The organism is Luteimonas sp. BLCC-B24, from assembly GCF_028550595.1.
GTDB lineage: Bacteria > Pseudomonadota > Gammaproteobacteria > Xanthomonadales > Xanthomonadaceae > Luteimonas.
In genome coordinates, this window is sequence record NZ_JAQQGN010000001.1 from 834,726 (window position 1) to 851,722 (window position 16,997).

Sequence of the window (16,997 nt, forward strand, 5' to 3'; positions counted from 1 at the left end):
CCTGCCGCTGCCACGGAGTCGCTGCGCATGTCCGCATCCGACGCATCTTCGACCATCGATCAGCCGGTCGCCTTCATCGGCGGCGGCAACATGGCCCGCAGCCTGATCGGCGGCCTCGCTGCACGCGGGGTGGACCCAGCCCTGATCCGGGTCGTGGATCCGAATCTCGACATCCGCGAGGCGCTGACCCGTGAGTTCGGCGTGCAGACCTTCGAGCAGGCCGCCGATGCGGTCGCGGGCGCCACGACCTGGGTACTCGCCACCAAACCCCAGGTGCTGCATGCAGTGTGCGAGGCGCTCGCCCCGTTCGCCCGGTCGACCCGCCCGCTCGTGCTCTCGGTCGCCGCCGGCGTCACGTCCGCGCAGCTCGACCGCTGGCTCGGCGGCGATGTCGCGGTCGTGCGCACGATGCCGAATACGCCGGCGCTGCTCGGCGCGGGCGTGACCGGCCTGTATGCCAATGCGCGCGTGGACGCACAGGGGCGGCAACGCGCCGACGCGCTGATGCGATCGGCCGGTACCACGGTATGGCTCGACGACGAGGCGCGGATGGATGCGGTCACGGCCGTGTCGGGCAGCGGACCGGCCTACGTGTTCCTGTTGGCCGAAGCGATGGAAGACGCGGGCATCGCGCAGGGGCTCAGCGCGGCCGACGCGCGTGCGCTGGTGCAACACACTCTGCTTGGCGCGGCGCGCATGCTGATCGAGGACGGTGCACCGCCTGCCGAGCTGCGCCGACGCGTGACCTCGCCGGGCGGCACGACCCAGGCGGCGATCGAGACCTTCGAAGCCGGCGGCTTGCGCACGCTGGTCGGCGACGCGATCGCCCAGGCCGTGCGCCGCGGCCGTGATCTGGCCGCCGCCCATGACTGAGGCGCGCGCGCGCGTGACGGGCATGCTGCTGACCGTGGCCTGTCTCGTCGTGGCGGGCGGCTGCAGCGGCGCGCCGTCGTCGGACGGCCCCTCCAGCGCCAGCGCGCAGGCCGGCGCCATCCCGGAAAGGGCGGCGCTGGGTGATGCGGAGGTGTCTGCCAGCGTCGTGCCCACGCAGGGACTCAATGCCGTCGTGGCCGAGCGCTACGGCATCGAGCGCGCGCGCAACCGCGTGCTCGTACTCGTGGGCCTGACCGCGGGTGAGGCGCCGCAGCGGGCCCGCGTCAGTGGCCAGGCCCGCGATCTGCGCGGCGTCGCGCAGTCGCTGTCGTTCCGGGAAGTACAGGTGGACGGCTTCATCGATTACGTCGCGGTCGCGACCGCGACGCCGCCGGACACCCTGCGCATCGAACTCGACGTCATCGATGCCGACGGCCGACGCGCGACGCTGCGTTTCAGTCGCGACCTCGTGCCCTAGGCCGGCCCGCCGCCGGCCGCTCGGGTGTGGCGGCCGCGCCACCCAGCACCTGGATCTCCCCGGCGTCGAGTTCGCGCCACGCGCCCTTGGCGAGGTCGCCCAGCTCGATCCGTCCGATCGCGACGCGCACGAGACGCCGCACGCCGACATCGAACGCCGCGAGCAGCCGCCTGATCTGCCGGTTGCGTCCTTCCTCGAGCACGATCTCCAGCCACGCACTGCGCTCGCCGCTGCGCAGCACGCGTGCCGACGCCACCCGCAACCACTCGCCGGTGTCCTCGGCGCCGGTATGCAGTGCGGCCAGCAGCGCATCGTCGGGCACGCCGTCGACCTGCACGTGATAGGTCTTGCTCGGCCCCCTGGCAGGGTCCGCCACGCCGGCCGCCCACGCCGGATCGCTCGAAAACAGCAGCAGCCCTTCGCTCGCCTTGTCCAGCCGCCCGACCGGCGCGATCCAGCCCAGATCCGCGCCCTCGAAGCACCGGTAGACCGTGTCCCGGCCGCGCTCGTCCTGCGCCGTCGTCACCAGCCCCCGCGGTTTGTTGAGCATCAGATAGCGGTGCACGACCGCCGTGGCCGGAACGCCGTCGAGTTCGATGTTGGCCGCGTCGGGCAGCACGGGATACTCGGGATCACGGACGACGCGTCCGGCCACGCGCACGCGGCCGTCGCGGACACGGCGCTCGGCTTCGCTGCGGGAGCACAGCCCACGCTTGGACAAGATGCGCGCCAGACCGTAGCGCGCCGGCCCCTGCTTCATGCGCGCACCGCCGGTCTCCGGACGTCCGCACGCGCATACGAAGTCGGCCCGCTTGCGCGGGCCGATGTGGTGCCAACGGGTCGACGTGTGCCGATCACTCGGCCGGCGTCGCCTGGCCCGGCGCTGCCGCTTCGGCATCGACCACCGGTGCCGCATTGGGATCCACGCGGCGGCTGCCGACGTTGTAGCCGTTGGCCTGCAACCACGCGTCGAAGTCGTCGGCCGTCATGCGCTTGCCGCCCTGGGTCATGTTGAAGCGATAGGGCGTGTTGTCGAACTCGGTCTGCTTCACGTAGGCCGCAGGATCGTTCGCGCTGATCGCACCGGCCGCCGGCGCCGCCATTGCGACGTTCTGGCACTTCTCGATTTCGAGGCGCAGCACGACCTGCTCGGCCGACTGCGCTTCGTCGTAAGCGCGCGACAGCACGGCGGTTGTGCCGAGACGGTAATTGGGCGCGGCGAGTTCCGGCGACACCGGCGCCAGCGCGGACGCCTGCAGCGGACGCGCCGCTGCGGAATCGAGGCTGCCACAGTCCGCGGCGTTCGCGGCGAGAGGCAGGACGGCGAGAGACAGCAGCAGGAAGGTACGCACGTGAAGGCTCCAGGTCGAATCGGCCTGAAGTGTAGGCCCCAAGTGCCTATGTCACAAGGAAAAATTACGGCTTCGCGCATTCACGAATCGAGGCATGGACAGCGCGAGGCACTCCGGGCGCACAGAGGGCGCTCTGCGCCCTTGGGAAATGGAGCATCCAGCGATCGCGCAAGAAAAAGCCCGGCACGAGGCCGGGCTTTTCCAGGTCCAACCGGACGCCAGATCAGTTCTGGACGTTCAGCTCGGTGCGGCGGTTGCGCGCACGGCCTTCCGGGTTGTCCGAACCGTCGGCGTTGGTGTTCGGCGCGATCGGACGGCTCTCGCCGTAACCCACCGGGCCCACCAGACGGTCGGCGCTGATGCCGTTGCTGGTCATGTAGTCGTACACGGCGCGAGCACGACGCTCCGACAGGCGCTGGTTGTAGGCGTCGGTACCGACCGAGTCGGTGTGACCGGCGACTTCAACGCGCAGCTCGGGGTAACGGCGCAGGATTTCGATGGCTTCGTTGAGGATCGCCACCGCGTCGGGACGCAGGGTCGAGCGGTCGAAGTCGAAGTTGACGCCGTTCAGGTCGATCGTGATCGGGGCCGGGGCCGGAGCCGGAGCCGGGGCGGGTGCCGGCGGCGGCGGCGGCGGAGCCGGCGGAGCCGGAGCGACCGGCGGCGGGCCGAGCGGAATCACGACGCCGACCGAAGCCAGCACGTCGCCGAAGTAGCTCTCGTTCGAGTTGTGGGGGTAGCCGGCCCAGTCACGCGAACCGTTGGCGGCGACGCTGCTGTCGTTGAAGTCGGCGCGGTACGCGACTTCGGCGCGCACGGCAACGCGGTTGGTGAAGGTCGACTGCAGACCCAGACCGACCTTGGCGGCGAAGTTGCCGTCCTTGTTCTCACCCGGCGAATCCGGGCTCGGGAACGCGTCGAACTCTTCTTCCGAGCGCTGGTAGCCCACGCCCATCAGCACGTAGGGATTCCAGCTGCGCTCGTCGTTGACGAAGTGGTAGCGGAAGTCGACCGAGATGCCGTACTGGCTCCAGTTCAGGTCGCGGTTCGCGCCCTCGACGCTGCTGTCGAAGCCCGGGTTCTGATAGTTCAGCTCACCGTCGACCGACCAGTTGGGGCTGATGAACTTACCCATGCCCAGCGTGACGAACGGGGTATCGTTGGTGCGACGATCATTGGCCTGGAAGTTGAAACCGGCCGAGCTGGTCAGGTACCAGCGATCGTCGAACTCCTGGGCGCTGGCGGTGTGCGCCAGACCGAGGCCGCCGAGCAGAGCGGCGCAGAGGAGTTTCTTGTTCATATTGTCGGAGCTCCTTGTTAAGGGGGAATGCGTCAGGGCATCGGATGAGGCGTCCACAACGCACGCCTTGGAACATAGCCTAAAGTCAGCTGCGTGAAGGCGTTGTTAACACTAATGTAACGGTTGAAAGATTCCAACAGAACAACGCCTTAGCATTCATCTTGGCTTCGGGTAGGGCGGGAACCGTCAACGGCGCGAATTGTCTGCGCGATGCTGTGCGCGCCGTGTCAAGAACCGCCGGCATGCGTCATCACGTCGGGCTATCGACTTTTTCATGGCCTGTGCGCGCCGACCGAACACGCGATATTCGATGCACGGGACAGATGTTCGCGTCGGGTGATGCAAACGTAGGGCGATTCCCGCATCGGATAGCCTGATTGCGAAGACGGCATCAAGATGTGCCGCCCCCCTGCCGAGGAACTGCCCCCATGAAAGCCGTCGCGCTCACACGTTATCTGCCGATCGACGATCCGCACGCCCTGCTCGATGTCGAACTCGACCTCCCCGAACCCGGGCCGCACGACCTGCGCGTGCGGGTGGAGGCGGTCTCGGTCAACCCGGTCGACACCAAGGTGCGCGCGCCCAAGGCGCAGGTCGAGTCCACACCCCGGGTTCTTGGTTACGACGCGGCCGGCATCGTCGATGCGGTCGGCGAAGCGGTCACGGACTTCACGGCCGGCGATGCGGTCTATTACGCCGGCGACATCACCCGCTCCGGCAGCAATGCGCAGTTCCAGCTGGTCGATGCGCGCATCGTGGCCCGCAAGCCCGCTTCGCTCGATTTCCCCGGTGCGGCCGCCCTGCCCCTGACGGCCCTCACGGCGTGGGAGCTCTTGTTCGAACGCATGCCCTATGCCATTGACGGCGGCGGCGCCGGCAAGACGCTGCTGGTGATCGGTGGCGCGGGCGGCGTCGGCTCGATTGCGATCCAGCTCGCCCGTCTCGCCGGCTTCACCGTCATCGCCACGGCCTCCCGCGACGAGACGGCGGCCTGGTGCCGCTCGCTGGGCGCCGACCACGTGATCGATCATCGTCAGCCACTGACGCCCCAGCTGCAGGCGCTCGGCCTGGACGCCGTTGATGCGGCGCTCAACCTCGCCGATACCGACCGGTACTGGGACGTCCTGGGCGAGCTGCTGGCGCCGCAGGGGCACGTCGGCCTGATCGTCGAGCCCACGGGCGCGTTGAAGATCGGCGATCCCTACAAGGCCAAGTGCATCGGCATCCACTGGGAATTCATGTTCGCCCGCGCGCGCTTCAAGACCGAGGACATGGCCGAGCAGGGTCGCATCCTCGCGCGCGTGGCCGAGCTGGTGGATGCAGGCCGGCTGCGGGGTACCTTGACCGACACCCTGTCGCCGATCTCGGCCGAGACCCTGCGTGAAGCCCATCGCCGGCTCGAAAGCGGACGCACGATCGGCAAGCTCGCGGTGGCAGGCTGGTGAGCACCCCTCGCTCCCGGAGCTGAAGCCTGGCGCCCCGGCACGGGGCGCGGCCGCGAACTGCGCGCAGCTCGACGCGTGCCCGCCCGGCTGACGCCCGGGGTGCGTAAGGCCGCCGGGGCCACCGGGCCCGGCAGCACGGCGACGTCAGGCCGCGTCCGCCGTGCGGTCGCGCTTGAGGATCGCCACCGGATCGGCCCAGGTGCTCTGCGGCCGGCGCTTGCTGGTCGCCAGCACCAGGTCCGAGGGTTCGAACACGTTGATGTTGTGGGTGATCGGCGTGGTCAGGATGTACTGCGCGTCGGTGCTGCGCAGGAAGCGGCCGACTTTCTCGATGTTGGCGACGTCGAGATGCGCGAAGGGTTCGTCGATGAACACGAAGCCGCCGGGCTGGTCCTCGTCGCGCAGCAGGGCCACCAGCAGCAGCAGCGACTTCATCACCTGCTGGCCGCCCGAGGCCTCGCCGTCGTCGAGGCCGATCCAGCCCTTGCGGTCGAAGTCGAAGCGCACGGTGAGTCCGGCCTGGGCCAGCGCGACGTCGTCGTTGACCAGCTCCGACATTTCCGCCTCGACGCCGATGCCGGCCAGTTCGCCCAGCGCCACGAGGTTGCGACGGTAGCGGCGCACCGTGGCGCGCAGCACGTTGAGATACGCGCCGCGCGCGTCCTCGGTGATGCGACGGGCGCGATGCAGATGCGCCTCGCGCTGGCCGATCGCCGTCTCCATGCCGGCATGATCGGCGGCGAATTTGTCGCGCAGCGCGATACAACCCTCGTCCTCGACGAAACCGCCAGAGGCCAGGCGCATGTCGAGGCGCTCCAGTTCGCGACGCACCGCGTTCGCACTTTCGAATTCCTCGCGCGCGGCGCGCAGCACGGCGGCACTGCGCCAGGCCGGCGGCATCTGCGCGCGACGACTGCGGAACTCGAGGATGCGCTGGACCAGCAGCTGGCGCTCCTGGGTCATCTGCCGTCCGGCCTGTTCGATCTCGTGGGCGAGGCCCCCGAGGCGCCCGGTGCGTTCGGCCGCGGCGATGCTGTCGGCCTTGTCACGGGCCATGCATTCGGCCACGGCGGCGCGTGCCGCCTCCAGTGCCGTCGCCGCCGCCTGGGCGGCATCGGCGAGCGCAGGCAGGCGCTCCGACGCATCGGCGAATTCCGCGGCCCGGGTGACCAGTTCCTGCCCGGCGTCGAGCCCGAGCAGGCGCGCCTGGTCGGCGTCGAGGCGCCGGCCGAGCTCGACGAGTTCGACCTCGCGCGCCTGGGCGCGTTCACGCAGCGACGCCTGCTCCGCGCGCAGGTCGGCCACCCGGGCCTGCCGGGCGCCGGCACCGAAATGAGGCTGGCCGCCGCCGATGTGCCGGCCACCGCGATGTTCGCGCAGGTAGCCCTTGGCGGTGATCCAGTCCTGGCCCTTCGACAAGGCGTGACCGGCCTCGACATCGGCGACGCGCTGGATGCGGTCGAGCTGGCGCGGCAGCCAGGCTGGAGGATCGGCGGAAAAACGCACGACCTCCAGCAGCGAGCCGCGCGTCGCGCGTTCGACCGGCGCGCGGTCGGCGACGAGAAAATGCCGGTACTGCATCGCCTCGCCCAGCGCCCAGCCCCGGCGGGCATCGCGCGGGTTCTCGAGCACCAGCAGGTGCCGGTACGGCGCGAGCACGGCTTCGACCGCGACCGCCCACTGCGGATCGATGATCTCGACCAGTTCGGTCAACACGCGATGCGCGATGCCGGCCTGGTCGAGCGCCACACGGAAATCGCGCTCGAAGGGTTCGACGACACGGCCGCCGCCGCTGAGCGCGGCCAGCTGCGCGGCGAGTTCGCCCTCGCGCGCGCGGTCGCGATGCGCTTCGAACTTGAGTTCGGCCTGGCGCTGCCGGCCCTGCTCGATGCCGCGGCTGAGCGCATCCACGTCCACCTCGCCTCGCGCGGCCTGCAACTGGACCAGGTGGTCGTGCCGCTTCACCAGGCTTTCGGCATCGCGCGCGCGATCACGCGCGGTGGTGAAGCCGGATTCGGCCTCGCGCTGCTCGGCCAGCGCCTGCGCGAGGGCGGCCTGCAGGGCATCGCGGCGCTGCGTGGCCTCGGCATCCTGCGCCTGCAGCGCCGCGAGTGCGTGGCGGCGTTCGTGCTGGGCGCGGCGCAGGCCGAGGAGCCGCGGCCGCGTGCCGTCGATGCTCGCGCGCAGATCCGCCAGCTCCACCTTGGGTGCGACTTCCGTTTCCAGCCGCTGGCGCTCGCGGCGCAGCGCCTGGCCCTCGTCGAACGAGCGCACGTCGGCCTTGGCCGATTCGAGCTTCAGATGCAGTTCGTCGAGCCCGTGCTGGAGCTGGGCGATTTCCTTCTCGGTGTCGAACTGCTCGGCGCGGGCACGCTGATAGTCGTCGAGTACCGCCTTGTCCTCGAACACGTCGAACACCAGCTGCAGCAGTTCGCGCGGCGAGAGCTGGCACAGCTTGTCGGTGGCGCCCTGCTCCAGTGTGAGCACGCGGCAGATCGCGCGGCTCAGGCCGGCGCCGGCCAGGCGCACGCGGTAGTCGCGCACGCCCAGCCAGTCGCCGCCGGCGTCGAGTGTTTCCACCGGCACGTCGCCGGGCACGATCTGGTAGTCGCGGCTCCAGTCGCCGCCGCGCTTGCGCACACGGCAGGCCAGCGTGACCTGCTCGTCCATGCACGGAAAGAATGCGCGCTTGCCGCGGCGGTCGACCGGGTTGCTGACCACCGCGCGCAGCCACGCCACCGGCTTGCCGTTGTGGCGCAGGTAGGTCTTGTAGTCGCGCGCCATCTCGCGGTCGTCGATCGCCAGCAACGTGCGCAGCGCATCGAGCAGCGTGGTCTTGCCCGAACCGTTGGGGCCGACGACGGTGATGATCGAGGCGTCGAGCGGCAGGGCGTAGCGCTGCCAGTAATCCCAGTGCACGACCTCGAGGCTGCGGAATTCAAACATCGTCGGTGTCCTCTGCCGTGTCGGCGGTCGCTGCGTCGTCCGGGTCCGGTTCGGGCGCGTCGCCGGTGTCGGGGCGCGCCGCGCGGGCCTCGGCGATCACGAATGCCAGCGCGCCGTCCATCACCCGGCCGGCGATGCGCTCGTAATCGAACGCGAGGTCCAGCAGCGGCCCTTCCTGGATGCGCTCCTTGCGGCGGACGATGAAGCCGTGCCGGTTGAGCGTGCCCAGATTCATCTGGATGCGCTGCTTGCCGCCGAGGCGGTCGCCGTAATCGGCGAGCAACGTGCGCTCGTTGACCGGTTCGACGATCTCGGCGCCGACCGGCACCGGTTTGAGCTCGGCGAACATCTGCTCCTGGTCCTGCTGGCGTTCCACCTCCTGCCGCGTGATCTGGCGCTGGCGCTTGGGCAGCACCAGCAAGGCCCACAGCACGACCAGCAGCGCGGTGGTGTCGCGACTGAGCTGCAGATTGCTCGCCGCCCAGGCATCGCCATGGCCGAAGACGTCGGCCTCCTGCGCGCGCGCGATGCCGACGGCCACGTGCGCGGCATACGGGTGTTCGAGCAGGCGCAGGCCAGCGGCGGCGAGGCGGCGGTCGAGATCATCGCGCAGTTCGGCATCGACGAGCACGCGGCGCACGGCGTGGTCGTCGCGTGGCAACCAGCGCTCGGCCAGCAGGCGTGCGATCAGGGAGGCGGTGGTATCGCTCATGCGGTGGAATCCGGAACACGGCGGCGGCGCGTGCGCGGACGCGTCACCGGGGAAGACGACGCGTCGGCCTCGAGACCGGGCGAGACGGTGGTGTCGACGTCGTCGCCGGCGGCCTCGCACGCCGAGGCCGGCGCAGGCCACGGGGCGAGGCGATCGGGCACGTCGGCGCCGTCCGGCAGCAGCACGCCGCGGCTCATGCTGTGCACCCCCGCGCGGCCCACGGCATCGAGGCCGTTGCCCACGCGCCAGCGCACGGACAGGCGCGCGAGTTCGGCGCCGACGCCGCTGCGCTGCTCCGCGCCGGCGTCGCCGATCAGGCCGAGCAGCGACAGCCGGTAGGCGCTGACCGCGAAGCCCGACTGCGGCACCCAGTCGGCGAGCGGGGCTTCGGATTCGATGGCCACCAGCTGGGCCAGCCAGTCCTCGGCGACGTGGTAGTCCTGCGCTGCCGCCGCCGGGGCGTCCAGGTCCTGCGGCGCGCTGCGTGCGGGCGGCAGCGTGGCGTCGTCGCGCTCCGCGCGCTCGCGTTCGACCAGCTCGTATTCGGCGACATCGAGCGCGATCGCGGCCAGTGCGAACGCCGGTTGCGGCGACGTGCACAGCGCGCCGTCCGCGAGCGATGCGAGACCGGCGATGTCGCGGTCGCGCAGAAAGCGGTTGACGTCGGACGACGACAGGCCGCTCGCGCCCAGATGCACGCGATGCCGGTCGAGCTGGTTGAGCGCACGCTGGAACACCGACGCCTGCCGCAGCAGCGCGCTCTGCGCGCGGCCGATCTGCTGGGCCACGCGGTGGGTGGCGGTGTCGAGCTCGCCGTCGGCGGCGATCGCGTGGATCAGTTCGGTGCCCTTCTCCACCCAGCGCCACACCGCCTGCAGGGTGTCGGCGGCACGGCGGATGCGGTGCTCGGAGCCGCTGAGCACGGCCTGGTCGAAGTCGTCGCGCAGTTCGTTGAGGCGCGAGAGCAGATGCTGGAGATCGGCGGCGCCGACGCGGCCGGCCGCCTGTCCGGCGGCGAGCTGCGCGGTGACATACGCCAGGTCGTCGCCTTCGGCATTGAACTGCAGCAACAGGCCGAGCGCCGACAGCGCCTGCCGGCCCGCCGGGCTGATCCGGTAGCGCTGCGACTGGGCCTCCCACAGCAGCAATCCGTTGTCGCGCAGGCGGTCGAGCACGGTGCCGAACTTCACCGCGTCGAGGTAGGCGAAGTGCTCGCGCAGCTCCTGCGGGCTCCAGTCCGGTGCCTCGCCGCGCGCGCCCAGCGTGCGCAGCACCAGCAGCCGCACCATCACGCTTTCCTCGCCGCCGTGGAACAGCGTGGAGAACGCGCGGATCTGCTCACGCGCGGCGAGCAGCGGGTGCAGCTCCGGCAGGTCGGCCGCGTCGACCCCGTCGCGCAAGTAGTCCTGGAACGCTTGGATGGCGGCCGTCCGTCTTGGTGGGGCGCCATGGTCGGCGCCCGCGCGGTCACTGACAACTCTTGACAGGGGCCGCTGCGTCCCCGCCGTGCGCCGGTTGCGGCCGACCGGCTTTCCGGTCACGCTGCCCGGTCCATACGCCAGCGTATCCCGTCCATGACGCCAGCCTCCGCCCCTGTCGCCAGCGCATCGCCCTATCCGCACCTGCTCGCGCCGCTCGACCTCGGATTCACCACGCTGCGCAACCGCGTGCTGATGGGATCGATGCACACCGGCCTGGAAGACCGCGCCGCGGATTTCCCCAAGCTCGCGGCCTATTTCGCCGAGCGCGCGGCAGGTGGCGTCGGCCTGATCGTCACGGGCGGCTTCTCGCCCGACATCGCCGGCTGGCTCAAGCCCTTCGGCGGCAAGCTGTCATGGCGCTGGGAGACGCGCCGGCACCGGCAGGTGACCGCCGCCGTGCACGGCCACGACGCGAAGATCTGCCTGCAGCTGCTGCACGCCGGCCGCTACGCCTATCACCCGCTGCAGGTCGCGCCGAGCCGGATCAAGGCGCCGATCAATCCGTTCACGCCGCGGGCGCTGTCGGCGCGCGGTGTCGACCGCACGATCGATGCCTACGCGCATGCCGCCAAGCTCGCACGCGAGGCCGGCTACGACGGCGTCGAGATCATGGGCAGCGAGGGCTATCTGATCAACCAGTTCCTCAGCCGGCGCACCAATGCACGCGACGACGCCTGGGGCGGCGACACCGCGCAGCGCATGCGCTTCGCGACCGAGATCGTGCGCCGTGTGCGCGAGGCCGCGGGCGACGATTTCATCATCGTCTACCGGCTGTCGATGCTGGAGCTGGTGCCGGAGGGTTCGACCTGGAACGACATCGTGATCCAGGCGCAGGCGATCGAGGCTGCCGGCGCGACGATCCTCAATACCGGCATCGGCTGGCACGAGGCACGGGTGCCGACCATCGCCACCTCGGTGCCGCGCGCCGCCTTCGCCGGCGTCACCGCCAAGCTGCGTCCGCATGTCTCGCTGCCGCTGGTGGCGACCAACCGGATCAACATGCCCGACGTGGCCGAACGCCTCCTCGCGGGCGGCGCGGCGGACATGGTGTCGATGGCGCGGCCGCTACTGGCCGATCCGCAGTGGGTGGCGAAGGCGCGCGCCGGCACGCCCGAACGCATCAACACCTGCATCGCCTGCAACCAGGCCTGCCTCGATCACGTGTTCCAGAACCGCACCGCGAGCTGCCTGGTGAACCCGCGCGCGTGCGCGGAAACCGAACTCAACTACTTCCCGGCCGCGACATCGCTGCGCATCGCCGTCGTCGGCGCGGGTCCTGCCGGCCTCGCCTGCGCGACGGTGGCGGCCGAGCGCGGGCATGCGGTGACGCTGTTCGATGCCGCGGCCGAGATCGGCGGCCAGTTCAACCTCGCCCGGCGTATTCCGGGCAAGGAAGAATTCGACGAGACGCTGCGTTACTTCCGCCAGCGGCTCGGCGAAACCGGCGTCGACGTGCGCCTGTCGACGCCCGTCGCGGCGTCCGATCTCGCCGGCTTCGACACCGTGGTCCTGGCCACGGGCGTGGTGCCGCGTGCGGTCGACTTTCCGGGTTGCGACCATCCCAAGGTGGTCGGCTACATCGACGTGCTCGAAGGCCGCGTGGTGCCGGGCGAACGGGTGGCGATCATCGGCGCCGGCGGCATCGGCTTCGACGTCGGCGAATTCCTGGTCGAGCACGCCGGCCACTCGCCGAGCCTCGACGCGGCCGCGTGGATGCGCGAGTGGGGCGTCGACCCGCAGTTCGAGCAGCCCGGCGGCCTGGTGCCGGCGGCGCCGGCCCCGCCCGCGCGTGCACTGTGGCTGCTGCAGCGCAGCCCCGGCCGGCCGGGCGCGCGGCTCGGCAAGACGACCGGCTGGATCCATCGCAGCACGCTCAAGGCCAAGGGTGTGACGATGCTGGGCGGCGTCGAGTACCTCGGCGTCGACGATGCCGGCCTGCGGATCCGCGTGGACGGGACCGAACAGACGCTCGCCGTCGATCACATCGTGATCTGCGCCGGTCAGGAACCGCGTCGCGATCTGCTCGAGGCCCTGCAGGCGGCCGGCACCGTGGTGCATCTGGTCGGCGGCGCGGATGTCGCGGCGGAACTCGACGCGAAGCGGGCGATCGCCCAGGCGAGCCGCCTGGCTGCGCAGCTGTAGGCCGGCCACCCTTCAAACTGAACTCGCGTTCATGTGAATACGCGCGACCGGCGCGCGGCCACGACGCGCCCCGAGCTGAACAGGCGGGTGATCCGGCCGGTTCCAGCCATAGATGCGGCGCCACCGCCAGTGCCCCGTATTCATCTTTGATTCGGAAAACCGCCGATACCGTGCCCGCACTTCGTCCTGCCCCCATTCGGCAGGGCACCGGCCCGATCCGCCTTCTGCGGATTCGGAGCCCGGGCGAAAGCAGGCCATAGAGTCGCCGCCCTCCCCAATACGCCATGCCGGTTCGAGCCGTCGTCCGCGTTCTCCCTCACGGAGTCGCGGCCTGCGCGCCGGCGCAACGCAGCAAGGAGTACCGATGAAACTTGAATGGGTGATGTGGCTGGCCTCCGTGCTGCCGCCCCCCGCCGCCGATTCGCTCTGTCTGAGCACGACGGTGTACCTGGAAGCCCGCGACCAGTCCGTACGTGGGCAGGAAGCCGTCGCCGAGGTGGCCCTGCGCCGTCAGGAGAGCGGCCTGTGGGGCGAGTCGATGTGCGAGGTGGTCACCGCGCGCAAGCAGTTCGCGCCGACGATCCTGTCGCCCAATACCAGGCTCGCCAACACCAATGCCTGGACCCGCGCGGTCAGCGTGGCGCTGGAGTCCGAGCGCAACTGGTCGCTGCCACCCGAAAAGCGTCGCGAGGTGGTGCCCGGCGCGAGCCACTTCATGGCCCACGCGATCGCTGCGCCGGCATGGCGCAATGCGCATCAGGTTGCCACCATCGGCGACCACACTTTCCTGCGCGTGCAATCGCTGCGGCCCAGTCCGGCAGCGCGCGAGGCGCAGTCCCGCGGCTGATCACGCGGCGGTGCGCGCCGTGACAGGGCGCGCGCAGGGTCGCGGTGCCTCCATGCGCTGACGCTCGACTCCGAGCCGGCACCCGTGTGCTGGCCGACCACATCGTCGTTCGCTGAGTCGGTGCGCCGTTCGATGCGCGCAGCGTCGATGCGACATTGAGCCAAGCGCCCGGCTGTCGTGTCATCGATCCGTCCGACGCGGTGTCGTGTTACCGACAGCGGCCGGGTGCTCGTCCGCGGAGCAGCACGGCGTACAGGGCGCCTGCCTCCGACCATGTATTCCGGCCTGCGTGGCACAGCCCCGTTGCCGACGCCGCAACGGACGCCGGGACCACTCGGCGACCTGCGTTCGCGCGAAGGTGGAGACACGCTTCGACAGTGGGGCAGCGGGCCGAACCCGCGTCTTCGCGTTCGAGCCACGCGGTGCCGGTCCATGCGCGAGATCGACAGCAGGCGCGCACGCGGCCGGATCGTGCTTCGCGTATGAGCGCGGATCGCGATGCGCGCAGGTGGCCCACACGCGACGCGGGACCGGCCGGCTGCACGTACCGATGCGCGGGTCAAGCACCGCGTCGGCCTCTCGCCACACGACTGGTCAATCATTCACCAGCCACGCGCGGCGCGACGTTGCTGCGGTTTCGTGCCACTTACCCACAGACTTGTCATCGATTCATCCACACCCCCTGTGGATGACCGGGCGGCTAGTGGGTCGCGCCGCCCGGGTCAAGCGCGCGGCGCGTGCACCGGCTCAGTCGAAGACGTCCGCGGGCACGCGGACCGCGCCGTCCATCAGCACGCGCGCCGAGCGCGACATGATCGCCTTCGACACGGTCCACTGGCCGTCGACCTCCAGCGCTTCGGCACCGACGCGCAGCGTGCCCGACGGATGACCGAAGCGCACCGAGGTGCGCGCACCGCCGCCCGCGGCGAGGTTCACCAGCGTGCCCGGAATCGCCGCCGCCGTGCCGATGGCCACCGCCGCCGTGCCCATCATCGCGTGGTGCAGCTTGCCCATCGACAGCGCGCGCACCAGCAGATCGATGTCGCCGGCCGCGATCGTCCTGCCGCTCGACACCACGTGGTCGCGCGGCGGCGCGACGAATGCGACCTTCGGCGTGTGCTGGCGCTTCGGCGCCTCCGACACGTCGCCGATGAGTCCCATGCGCACCGCGCCGTGCGCGCGGATGGTCTCGAACATCGCGAGCGCCTTCGCGTCGCCGTTGATCGCATCCTGCAGCTCGGTGCCGGTGTAGCCGATCGACGCGGCGTCGATGAAGATCGTCGGGATGCCGGCATTGATCAGCGTCGCGCGCAGCGTGCCGACCCCCGGCACCTCGAGATCGTCGACGAGACGGCCGGTGGGAAACATCGCACCGCCGCCGTCGCCCTCGCCTTCATCGGCGGGATCGACGAACTCCAGCACGATCTCCGCCGCCGGGAAGGTCACGCCGTCGAGCTCGAAGTCGCCGGTTTCCTGCACCTGCCCGTCGGCCACAGGCACATGCACGACGATGGTCTTGCCGATGTTGGCCTGCCACACGCGCACCGCGACGGTGCCGTGCTCCGGAATACGCGACGCGTCGATCAGGCCGTTGGCGATCGCGAACGGCCCGACCGCGGTGCTGAGGTTGCCGCAGTTGCCGCTCCAGTCGACGAACGCGCTGTCGATCGACACCTGGCCGTAGAGATAGTCGACATCGTGATCCGGCACCGACGCCGGCCCGATGATCACGCACTTGCTGGTCGACGACGTGGCGCCGCCCATGCCGTCGGTGTGCTTGGCATAGGGATCGGGCGAGCCGATCACCCGCATCAGCAGCGTGTCGCGCGCAAGGCCGGGCACACGTGCGGCCTCCGGCAGATCCTCGAGACGGAAGAACACGCCCTTGGACGTGCCGCCGCGCATGTAGGTGGCGGGGATGCGGAGCTGGGGACGTGCGGTCATCGGACACTGCCTCGGTTGCGCTGCGGCCGTGCCCGCCGCGCGGCGTGGGCCTGTGCACGGATGTACATGCTACCGCGCCGGGCGAGGCTCACCGCGCAGCGGCGCGCTCGAGATACGGCATCGCGTCGACATCCTCGTAACCGTCGATGGTGCGCGCGAAGTGGCGCAACCATGCCGCGTGGCCGGCGCCGTAGATCAGCACCACGCGATCGCCGGGCCGGGTGACGTTCATCAGTTTGGAGAAGATGCCGGCATTGCGCGCATACCAGCGCGCGTTGAGATGGGCGCCGGCCAGCTCGTCATCGTGAATGACCTGCAGGATGGCGTCGTAATACGCCTGCCCACCGGGAAAATCATCCCGGTTGATCGCATGCAGCGATTGCGCGATCGAGCGCTCGGCCTGTGCCGCGCTGAAGTCCTCGGCCCAGCGCGCGATACGCGCATCGAAAGGTGCCAGAAGCGCCGCCTGTCCCGACTTCTCGGCCGCGGCGCGCACCTCGGCAATCGGAAAATACGACGCCTAGCCCTCGCGTGCCTGCACATCGACGCCGTGCACGGTGCTCAGGCCGACGCGCCGCGCGAGCCGGAATCCGATCTGCACGATCTCGTTGGGATCGCGCAGCAGCATCGCGTCGTCGAACCGGGGGTAGTCACGAACGGCATAGTCGGGCCCGGGCGCGACCGTCTCCACCAGGACGTGGGTCGGTGCGAACTCGGCCAGCGTCTCGACGAGCGCTTCGAGTTCCGCCTGCCGGCGCGGCGTCAGAACCGAATCGACCTCGATGTTGTGCTCGTCCGCGCCGGGGTTGTGCAGGTGGTAGACCCCCAGGGTCATCACCTGCACGGCGGGTGTGGCGACCGGGTCTTCGGCGCGCGCCGGCAGCGCGGCGAACACGAGTACAACAGCGAATGCCAGTGAACGCATGTCGGGGATCCTCCGGGGTTCGAACGGTTCGGGTCACTATCCATCAAATGCCTGCGAAGAGCAGGCGTCCGGTTCCCTGCCCGGCCGCCGGGGCCCACGCCGTCCACGCGAGGGAACGCCATTGCCGCCCGCCTTGGGCTGTGCCTGTCGGATGGTCGGGTCGATGGTTCGCCGGGTGATACCGGGAGCTCGGCAGTGCGGTGTCGGTGCGCGCCGCGTCGATGGTGGACCTGCTGCGTCGTCGCAGCGGCCTGCCGGCGGCCCAGGTCCTGCGCGAGTCGCATCCGCGGGTCGTCAGCGCCGTGCGCCAGCTCGCTGCGCCCGGCCCGGTCGAAAACGCCCGCGTGAGAATGGCCGCAGATCGATCGCCTCGCAGACAGTGCAGACATCGGGACCACTGCGCATGATCGCGCCCGACACGACGACCGCGGCCACCTGCCGGTCTCGTGCACACTCCGCGGACTGATCGGTTCGACGCCTCGTGACGCCTCGAAGGCGCGTGACGCGGCATGGCCGCCCGCCTGCACGCGGCCGAGTCGCGCAACGCCGCCG

Annotated in this window: 14 protein-coding genes; 5 read left to right on the top strand and 9 right to left on the bottom strand. The window is 70.4% G+C overall.

The window, feature by feature from the left end:
- The first annotated feature begins 27 nt into the window (after positions 1–27).
- On the top strand, positions 28–873 hold the full coding sequence (gene proC / locus PQS31_RS04075) for a pyrroline-5-carboxylate reductase (protein ID WP_272761389.1): 846 nt from the start codon (positions 28–30) through the stop codon (positions 871–873).
- Positions 866–1,351, top strand: a complete 486-nt coding sequence (locus PQS31_RS04080; protein ID WP_272761390.1) for a DUF4426 domain-containing protein — start codon at positions 866–868, stop codon at positions 1,349–1,351. Before proC ends, PQS31_RS04080 begins: the two co-directional genes overlap by 8 nt.
- On the opposite strand, the gene PQS31_RS04085 is transcribed toward PQS31_RS04080, so the two are convergent.
- From PQS31_RS04085 to PQS31_RS04095, 3 genes are all read right to left on the bottom strand, one after another.
- Positions 1,329–2,111 carry a pseudouridine synthase gene (locus tag PQS31_RS04085; protein ID WP_272761391.1) on the bottom strand — a complete coding sequence of 261 codons (783 nt, stop codon included), beginning with the start codon at positions 2,109–2,111 and terminating at the stop codon, positions 1,329–1,331. The two genes, PQS31_RS04080 and PQS31_RS04085, sit on opposite strands and share 23 nt — an antisense overlap.
- Positions 2,112–2,205: 94 nt before the next feature.
- Positions 2,206–2,703 (bottom strand): hypothetical protein, encoded by a 498-nt coding sequence (locus PQS31_RS04090; protein ID WP_272761392.1) that lies wholly within the window; start codon positions 2,701–2,703, stop codon positions 2,206–2,208.
- A gap of 223 nt (positions 2,704–2,926) precedes the next feature.
- The gene (locus tag PQS31_RS04095) at positions 2,927–4,003 is read right to left on the bottom strand and encodes an OmpA family protein (protein ID WP_272761393.1); all 1,077 of its coding nucleotides are present in this window, start codon (positions 4,001–4,003) and stop codon (positions 2,927–2,929) included.
- Positions 4,004–4,431: 428 nt separating this feature from the next.
- Between PQS31_RS04095 and PQS31_RS04100 the strand changes: the two genes are divergently transcribed.
- Entirely contained in the window at positions 4,432–5,448 is a 1,017-nt protein-coding gene (locus PQS31_RS04100) for a zinc-binding alcohol dehydrogenase family protein (protein ID WP_272761394.1), read from the top strand.
- 144 nt (positions 5,449–5,592) lie between these two features.
- On the opposite strand, the gene PQS31_RS04105 is transcribed toward PQS31_RS04100, so the two are convergent.
- The 3 genes from PQS31_RS04105 to PQS31_RS04115 are packed head-to-tail and all read right to left on the bottom strand — an operon-like array spanning position 5,593 to position 10,506.
- Positions 5,593–8,394 carry an AAA family ATPase gene (locus PQS31_RS04105; protein ID WP_272761395.1) on the bottom strand — a complete coding sequence of 934 codons (2,802 nt, stop codon included), beginning with the start codon at positions 8,392–8,394 and terminating at the stop codon, positions 5,593–5,595.
- Entirely contained in the window at positions 8,387–9,106 is a 720-nt protein-coding gene (locus PQS31_RS04110; RefSeq protein ID WP_180545837.1) for a hypothetical protein, read from the bottom strand. The genes PQS31_RS04105 and PQS31_RS04110 overlap by 8 nt, the downstream gene beginning before the upstream one ends.
- Entirely contained in the window at positions 9,103–10,506 is a 1,404-nt protein-coding gene (locus PQS31_RS04115; RefSeq protein ID WP_272761396.1) for a hypothetical protein, read from the bottom strand. Before PQS31_RS04115 ends, PQS31_RS04110 begins: the two co-directional genes overlap by 4 nt.
- Positions 10,507–10,680: 174 nt before the next feature.
- On the opposite strand from PQS31_RS04115, the gene PQS31_RS04120 reads away from it, so the two are divergent.
- Complete coding sequence (locus PQS31_RS04120; RefSeq protein ID WP_272761397.1) at positions 10,681–12,729, top strand: NADPH-dependent 2,4-dienoyl-CoA reductase; 2,049 nt, start codon at positions 10,681–10,683, stop codon at positions 12,727–12,729.
- Between the two features lie 364 nt (positions 12,730–13,093).
- The gene (locus PQS31_RS04125; protein ID WP_272761398.1) at positions 13,094–13,576 is read left to right on the top strand and encodes a cell wall hydrolase; all 483 of its coding nucleotides are present in this window, start codon (positions 13,094–13,096) and stop codon (positions 13,574–13,576) included.
- A 747-nt stretch (positions 13,577–14,323) separates the two neighbouring features.
- Here PQS31_RS04125 and prpF read toward each other — a convergent pair.
- From prpF to PQS31_RS04140, 3 genes are all read right to left on the bottom strand, one after another.
- On the bottom strand, positions 14,324–15,520 hold the full coding sequence (gene prpF, locus PQS31_RS04130) for a 2-methylaconitate cis-trans isomerase PrpF (protein ID WP_272761399.1): 1,197 nt from the start codon (positions 15,518–15,520) through the stop codon (positions 14,324–14,326).
- 88 nt (positions 15,521–15,608) lie between these two features.
- Positions 15,609–16,016: a DUF5694 domain-containing protein gene (locus tag PQS31_RS04135; RefSeq protein ID WP_272761400.1), complete on the bottom strand. Its 408-nt coding sequence runs from the start codon at positions 16,014–16,016 to the stop codon at positions 15,609–15,611.
- Between the two features lie 24 nt (positions 16,017–16,040).
- Positions 16,041–16,445: a hypothetical protein gene (locus PQS31_RS04140; RefSeq protein WP_272761401.1), complete on the bottom strand. Its 405-nt coding sequence runs from the start codon at positions 16,443–16,445 to the stop codon at positions 16,041–16,043.
- Positions 16,446–16,997 lie beyond the last annotated feature (552 nt).